Annotated in this window: 7 protein-coding genes; all 7 read right to left on the bottom strand. The window is 43.4% G+C overall.

Translation table 11 applies throughout. The features are described 5' to 3' along the window. Positions 1 to 316: 316 nt before the first annotated feature. The 7 genes from H735_RS15250 to H735_RS15220 all read right to left on the bottom strand — a co-directional run bounded on the left by H735_RS15250 (position 317) and on the right by H735_RS15220 (position 7,003). Positions 317 to 1,567 (bottom strand): cyclic di-GMP phosphodiesterase, encoded by a 1,251-nt coding sequence (locus tag H735_RS15250; RefSeq protein ID WP_020197386.1) that lies wholly within the window; start codon positions 1,565 to 1,567, stop codon positions 317 to 319. Between the two features lie 139 nt (positions 1,568 to 1,706). Continuing rightward, positions 1,707 to 2,705, bottom strand: coding sequence for a LacI family DNA-binding transcriptional regulator (locus tag H735_RS15245; RefSeq protein WP_020197387.1), 999 nt, complete (start codon positions 2,703 to 2,705; stop codon positions 1,707 to 1,709). A gap of 105 nt (positions 2,706 to 2,810) precedes the next feature. Next, the gene (gene chbG / locus H735_RS15240) at positions 2,811 to 3,566 is read right to left on the bottom strand and encodes a chitin disaccharide deacetylase (protein ID WP_020197388.1); all 756 of its coding nucleotides are present in this window, start codon (positions 3,564 to 3,566) and stop codon (positions 2,811 to 2,813) included. A gap of 17 nt (positions 3,567 to 3,583) precedes the next feature. Next, positions 3,584 to 4,906, bottom strand: a complete 1,323-nt coding sequence (locus H735_RS15235) for a 6-phospho-beta-glucosidase (protein WP_020197389.1) — start codon at positions 4,904 to 4,906, stop codon at positions 3,584 to 3,586. Positions 4,907 to 4,916: 10 nt separating this feature from the next. After that, the gene (locus H735_RS15230) at positions 4,917 to 5,228 is read right to left on the bottom strand and encodes a PTS lactose/cellobiose transporter subunit IIA (protein ID WP_005441971.1); all 312 of its coding nucleotides are present in this window, start codon (positions 5,226 to 5,228) and stop codon (positions 4,917 to 4,919) included. Between the two features lie 48 nt (positions 5,229 to 5,276). Next, positions 5,277 to 6,611 (bottom strand): PTS sugar transporter subunit IIC, encoded by a 1,335-nt coding sequence (locus H735_RS15225; RefSeq protein WP_009707622.1) that lies wholly within the window; start codon positions 6,609 to 6,611, stop codon positions 5,277 to 5,279. 86 nt (positions 6,612 to 6,697) lie between these two features. After that, positions 6,698 to 7,003: a PTS sugar transporter subunit IIB gene (locus H735_RS15220; RefSeq protein ID WP_020197390.1), complete on the bottom strand. Its 306-nt coding sequence runs from the start codon at positions 7,001 to 7,003 to the stop codon at positions 6,698 to 6,700. Between the last annotated feature and the right edge of the window lie 136 nt (positions 7,004 to 7,139).

Raw genomic sequence — 7,139 nt, 5'->3', positions numbered from 1 at the left:
TATTGTTAAAGAGCTTGCTTATCAAGAAGTTTTTCTCTCAAAGCGGAGGTGCATTCTAGCGAGATAATTGAGAGTGTCAAACACTTTTTTCAACTAATTTTCGCAGAAGCTTTTCACCTCTTCGACTCCGCTGAAGCCTTGTGGCGTCTGCCGTGTCGCTGGATGCGTATTATAGGGAGAAGATTTTCTTTGGCAAGACTAAAAATGCATTTTTTCTAAAAGAACATGCCAAGCGAACACTTTCCATCCAACCTTAAAATTACCCAGAAATAACACTCAGGATCTCTACAATTTACCCACAAAAAACTGTGGATAACTACTCGTCGCTATCAAAGAAGTAGGAAATGCGTGAGCGCGGATTAAGATACTCTTTGATTTTTTCCGGCAATTTAGACGGGGGAATCGCATTAACTATCTTTATATCTTTAGATGCGAGGTCAATGATTGGCGCTTGCGTTCTTGGAACAGCAGGATCATAGACTAGTACATTCGGGAACAATAAGTGAGATGCGTTCACTGAGATAACCAAGCCCACCATATTGTTAGAAAGCTGAACTACCGTCCCTGGAGGGAATACGCCCATAAACTTAATTAAGATATTAAGGTTCTCTTCTTTATATAAGTGCTTGCAGTTCTTATATAAGTGGGAAAGTGCTGTATATGGAATTTTCTGTTCAGAAGCGATTGGGGTATGGCACAGATTATCAAAAGCATTAGCAACAATAATCACCTGTGCGAGCTCATCAATCTCATCCCCCTTCAAACCCTCAGGGTAACCAGAGCCGTCGCGTAGTTCATGATGTTGAGCGATCACGGTTTTTGCGCTATCAGGAAAATCTTCAATCTGGTTAGCCATGTCTAAGCCGTACTTAGTGTGCAGCTTTAGATAGTTGATTTCGGGCTCACTCAGTGGCGTTTGCTTCCTTAATATAGCGGTTGGGATTTTGATCTTGCCCATGTCATGAAACAAAGCAGCAAACGAAAGTGCTTTAAGTTGCTCGGCGGAATAGCCTTTCGCTCGCCCAATCATCATCGCAATAACGGCAACGTTAAGAGAGTGGAAGTAGATATCTTCGAACTCGTTCTTACCGTTCATTAAGTGCAAAGTCACATTGTCATCACACATTAACTTATCAACGATGTCGTCGATCAGTTGTTTTGCTTCCCCTACCGCATCTGCGGGACGGTTACGAATTTTCGTCATCACAGAACGCATTCGAGCGAGTGACCGTTCGAATTCTTTTTCACATTGAATGACGCGACGACGATAAGCACTCAGCTTTTCAATTCGTTTTTGCTTCTCTTGCCATAATTTTTGAGCCTCAAGATCTAAGGCATCGTCTTTCTTTACTTCGGCTTGAGGTTGATTCGCAGGAAGAGGAGATGCATCGCTTTGTTCCGGATTAAAGTACACAAACTTCACACCAAGGTGACGAATCATCTCCACTTGTTCCTGGTCTTTAATCTTGAAGCTGTTAAGTAGGAATGGGTGATCGTTCCACTTTAGCGGAAGACGGATATGTAACCCGGGCTGAATACGATCCACTGTAAGTTTAATTGCTGCCACTGTTCCACTGCTGATAAGACTTTATTGATAAGCCTATAATACTAGTAGATTTTGTAAATGAATTCATCAATAAGGGTGATGAATGAAGCTTCTCTGTGCATGTCATCAACAAACTCGCACAGAGAGTAATAAAGAGGTGTTAGAAAAGAGTTCGATCCGCTTTGCGTAGTTTTAACTCAGCTTCAAATACTGGCTTGGTGTGTGGTTGCTGATCTTTGATTAACCCCATTAATGTTTGAACTGCCACTCTAGCCATCTCGCTGATTGGGAAGTGTACGGCAGACACCGTTGGATATAAGCTTTCACACAAATCCACACTATCAAAACTCACCAATGAGATTTGTTCTGGCACCGGGATACGTTTTTCATGCAAGAACTGCATCGCTCCGACCGTCATCTCTTCACTACATGAAAACACAGCCGTCACTTCAGGATGGCGGTGATAAATAGCGGCCATTGCATCATAACCACTTTGGCGTCCGTAATTGCCTTCTTCACACCAACTTTCGTCTATATTAATGCCAGCCGTTTTCATTGCATCCACATAGCCGAGTTTTCGCAATAAACTGTTATGACGCTGAGAAGGCCCGCTGATACAAGCGATATGTTTATGCCCACCAGCAATTAAATGTTCAACGGCAATTCGGCTGGCGTGGTGATGGTTGAAGGTGACGCAACGCTCTTCTATGCCTTCGACATAACGATCGAGTAACACAAACGGCGTTGGCAACTTGGCGAGTTCTCGTAAATCATCATCAGATAGATAGCGGCTATGAAGCACGTAACCATCACACCGCAGATCATTAAAACGCTGAATGGCTTCCTTTTCCCCTTCCGCCGAATGGTGCCCTTGCGCTGTAATTAGGAACTTCTTATGCATGTCCAATTCGGTCTGCACTTGCTCCATCATCTCACCAAAGAATCCACCGGTATAGTACGTCACCAACAAACCAACCATGTTGCTAGATGAAGTTGCAAGCGAACGGGCAATAGCACTTGGGCGGTAGTTAAGTTCAGCCATCGCAGCTTCAACTTTTTTCTTTGTTTCTTCCCGGAACTTCCCCTCTCCATTAATAATGCGAGAAACGGTAGAGCGGTTTACTCCCGCAAGTTCAGCGACATCTTTAATCCTTGCCATCGTGCTTATTCAATCCAACTGCTTTTTGTTAATGGAGACAATACCAGAAAGTGACTGCCAGCAAATCGTAAGGTGTGTTGGGGGGGGCGATGCTGGCAGCCTTAATCATACACTGGCAAATTTACGAGTAGAAATGAGAGTCGAATAATCCGTGATTCTCATACCGTGTTCGCCCAGCTCTTGTTTTAATATTGGAGAGGTCAGCACCTGAAGTTCTAACTCTCGCTGCAGAGCGTAGCCGCTAATAGACAATAAGTGTTGATCGACATCAGCAGGGTGACACATAACTTCAACCACATCATATTGAGACTTGAGACTTTTTAGATGCGCCATAACACCATCTAAACTCACTCCCTGATCATAGAACTCATCGGTAAAATGATACGTGGTATCGCAGTCGATATGACACAAACCGCTACCACGCAACGGCACTCGATACTGCTCAGCCACTCTTCGAATCACTGGCAATAATTGAGGATGAGTATGAGCATGATGATGACTATCTATATGGCTAAGCGGTAATCCCAATGAAAGAAAATGCTCAACTTGAGCAACGGCTTCTTGGTAAACCGCCTCTTCTTGGAAATCACGCTTCTTCCATAACTCATTAAAACGAACAAACTGCTCCCCACCACTGGTAAGATTTGGATGGCCAGTTAGAGGGTTCCCTGCAGTAAAACGAAGGTGGACGCCAATTTTTAAGTTCGGATTCTGATTCGCTAACTCAACAGCGTGTTGCTCTGCGTCCATACCCATCATCATGGTTGTCGATAGCACAACACCCTGTTGATGCGCTTTGATAATGCCGTTGTTTACACCTTGAGTTAAACCAAAATCATCTGCGTTAAAAATCACTTTCATTCGCGATGTTCCTCGAGTTACAAAGTCGTCAGTTTAAACTGCGGCAGGTATGGCGCATTCACTTCCAATATTTCATCTAAGATGGATTTCGCACGACCAATATCTGGAACCAACGGGTTGTTAGTTAATGCCATTAAGGCTTTGTCATAACTCCCCTCAACCGCCGCTTCTATTGCGAGTTGTTCATAGGCTTTTACTTGATGAAGCAATCCACTGATATTGATAGATAAATTACCAACAGCCAGAGGTTTTGCCCCCCAACTTCCGATCACGGCACTGCATTCAATAACGGCATCATCAGCTAAGCCATTGATTGCACCATTATTTAGCACATTAACAACGTGAATACTGTTACGATTGTTGTAAATCGAATCCACAAGATTTAAAGAAGCATCAGAGTAATAAGCACCACCTCTCTCTTCTAGCTCCTTGGGTTTGTGGTCTAAATTTGGATCTTGGTAAAGTTTGAAGAGTGCACTTTCTGTTTCCATCACCTGCTCAGCACGTGTCCCCTGCTCCCCTGCACTTTGCTTTTCTTCTGCTAGCATCGCGTCAGTTTGATAGAAGTAACGATGATAAGGACACGGTATTGCGCCTAACGCTTTTAGAAATGCAGGATCCCATGGTTCTTCCCAAATGTTCTTCATACTGAAATTGGCACCGTCACCGACTTTCTCTAGCACCGTTTGAGTAATGTCTTCGCCTTTCAACCAAGCTTTTAGCACCCAAACAAGATGGTTCAAGCCTGCAAACTCGAGTTGAAGCTCCTTCGGTTCACACTCCATCATTTCAGCTATCATCATCTCCATCGAGACAGGGACATTGCACAAACCAATACTTTTAACCTTAGAGTACTTGCTCACCGCTTCAGAGACTAAACCTGCAGGATTGGTAAAATTCAGCATCCAAGCATTTGGCGCAAGCTCCTCAATATCTTTACAAATATCCAGAATCACGGGAATAGTTCGTAATGCTTTTGCAAATCCACCAGGGCCTGTTGTTTCTTGACCGATGACATCGTACTTAATTGGGATACGCTCATCGTTAGCTCGTGCAGCTAAACCACCGACTCGGAATTGAGTCATAACAAAATCGGCTCCGTTGATTGCCTCACGTCGGTCAAATCCAGCTTTGATTTCAATATCTGCACCAGCTTTATCCACCATACGCTGAGCTAAGCCCTTGATGATCTCTAGCTTCTCAGCGCCTGCTTCAATATCCACAAAGTGCATCTGTTTGACTGGCAAAAACTCCAAGCGTTTGATCACCCCTTCTACCAGTTCCGGTGTATAGCTGCTGCCGCCACCAATAATGGCAAGCTTGATTGCATCTCTTGGCATAATGGTTTCCTTACTTCTCAGCGAGTTGCTTATTCAGCGCGACGATTTCAACGGCCATTTCTTGCGCCAATATTGTGGTCATCAAATGGTCTTGAGCATGTACCATCACTAACGTCATTGGTACTTTGCCTTCTCCTTGGTCTTCTTCGATCAATTGAGTTTGAATCAAGTGTGCTTTGTTAATGCACTCTCTAGCTTGAGAAAGCTTTTCCTCTGCGGCAACGAAGTCTTTCTCTCTCGATAGACGTAACGCTTCGTAACTTAGACTTCTAGCCTCACCAGCATTGCAGATGATTTCCATTACAACTAATTCTTGTTCCATGTCTTCTCTCCGAAAAGAAGGGCTGCCAAGTCACAGCCCAATTAATAGTTAAGCCGTCACGCCTTCACCCGAAGGCTGCTCTGCTTCTTTGGACTCTTTATTGGTCGGTAACTCTTGCTCAAGTACCTGTTTCTCAAACATCTTGAAGAACGGCAGGTAAATAAAGAGGTCAAGAATAAGCAGGCCAATCACCAACAAAACAGGTGAGAATGTCCAACCACTTCCCCATGACGCACCAATAATCGCAGGCGTTGTCCAAGGCGTGGTCGCGACACCCATACCAACAAAACCAAGATGCACAGCAAAATATGCGATGGTTGCGTTCAAGATTGGAGCAAATACGAATGGAATAAATAGAATTGGGTTCATCACTACAGGGCTACCAAAAATGACTGGTTCATTGATTTGGAAGAACCCCGGAACAGCACTCATGCGACCAATACTTTTGAGGTGTGCTGAACGACTGAAAGACATCAGCAGGACTAGCGCCAGTGTTGCACCCGAACCACCAATGAAGATATAGAAATCCCAGAAAGGTTGAGTGAATACGTTTGGAATAGGCTGACCAGCAACAAAGGCATCAATATTCGCACTGATATTAGTTAAGAAGATTGGGGATAACAGACCAACAACGATTGCAGCCCCGTGGATACCTGCAAACCACAACAACTGACACACAAGCAGCGCACCAATGATCGCTGGTAAAGTATTAGAAGCGCTGATCAATGGTTTGAACATGGCCATCACGGCATCAGGGATCAACATGTCATATTGAGTTTGAACAAAAATACTCAACGGATAGAGCGTAATGAAAATTGCCAAGACTGGCAGTAAAACTTCAAAAGAACGAGCGATAGCTGGCGGTACCTGCTCTGGCATACGAATAGTAATGTTATGCTTCTTCATAAATCGGTACAGTTCAACTGAGAAGAAAGCACACATAACCGCTGTAAAGATCCCTGTTCCTCCCATGTGATTCATCGCTAAAGCACCATCTTTGGCAGGAGCAGCAACCAATAAAAAGCTCATGAGTGACAAAACTGCACTGGTAATGCCGTCCATCTTGTACGCCTTCGCCAAACTGTAGGCGACCCCAAGCGAGACAAATATGGTCATGATCCCCATAGACATATTAAAGGGCATCATTATGGTATCGAAATGCGTTGTCGCGAAATCCAACCATATTTGCCCTAAAGTAAACGTGGTACCTTCAGCAAATGGGGGAAACGCAAAAATTAAGATAAAACTGCCGACAATAATAAACGGCATTGCCACAATAAATCCGTCTCTCATTGCTCTAACATGAGGTTGATTACCCACTTTAGCCGCAATTGGGGCTATATGCTTTTCGACGATTCCGATAATCGCATCATAAAGCTTCATAGATTCCATCCTTATTTCAGACAAAAGAATTCCGCACCGAATATTTATATTCAGTTAAAATTCTTACTTTTATTTAAATTATTGAATTAGTTAATAAGTTCTAATGCTTGTTGTAGTACTTCTTCCCCTTTCATCATTCCGTAAGCTTGAGGGGAAATCGCTTCAATATTTTTGCCGTGTTCATTTGCTGTTTTACGAAGCTCTTCTAGTTGGAATCGCACTTGTGGACCCAACAAGCAGACGTCGTATTCTTTAATTGCTTCATCAAAAGCATTCACTGACAGCGCATCTATCTTGCAGTCAATGCCTTGTTTTTCAGCTGCTTGCTCCATTTTCTTAACCAACATACTGGTCGACATCCCAGCACTACAGCACAAAAGAATTTTTTTCATAGCCTTACTCCCGTTGTGTAAATTTCAATCTACAAAAACTGTAGCAAAAATAACCAACGCAAAAAAGCGCAACCGGTTGCATTGTTCGTGAACCAAATCTCATTTTAGAAAATACAGCCTATTTTTTATTAATTAT

The organism is Vibrio owensii CAIM 1854 = LMG 25443 (genome assembly GCF_000817815.1).
Taxonomy (GTDB): Bacteria; Pseudomonadota; Gammaproteobacteria; order Enterobacterales; family Vibrionaceae; genus Vibrio; species Vibrio owensii.
This window is presented reverse-complemented; position numbering and strand designations above follow the sequence as displayed.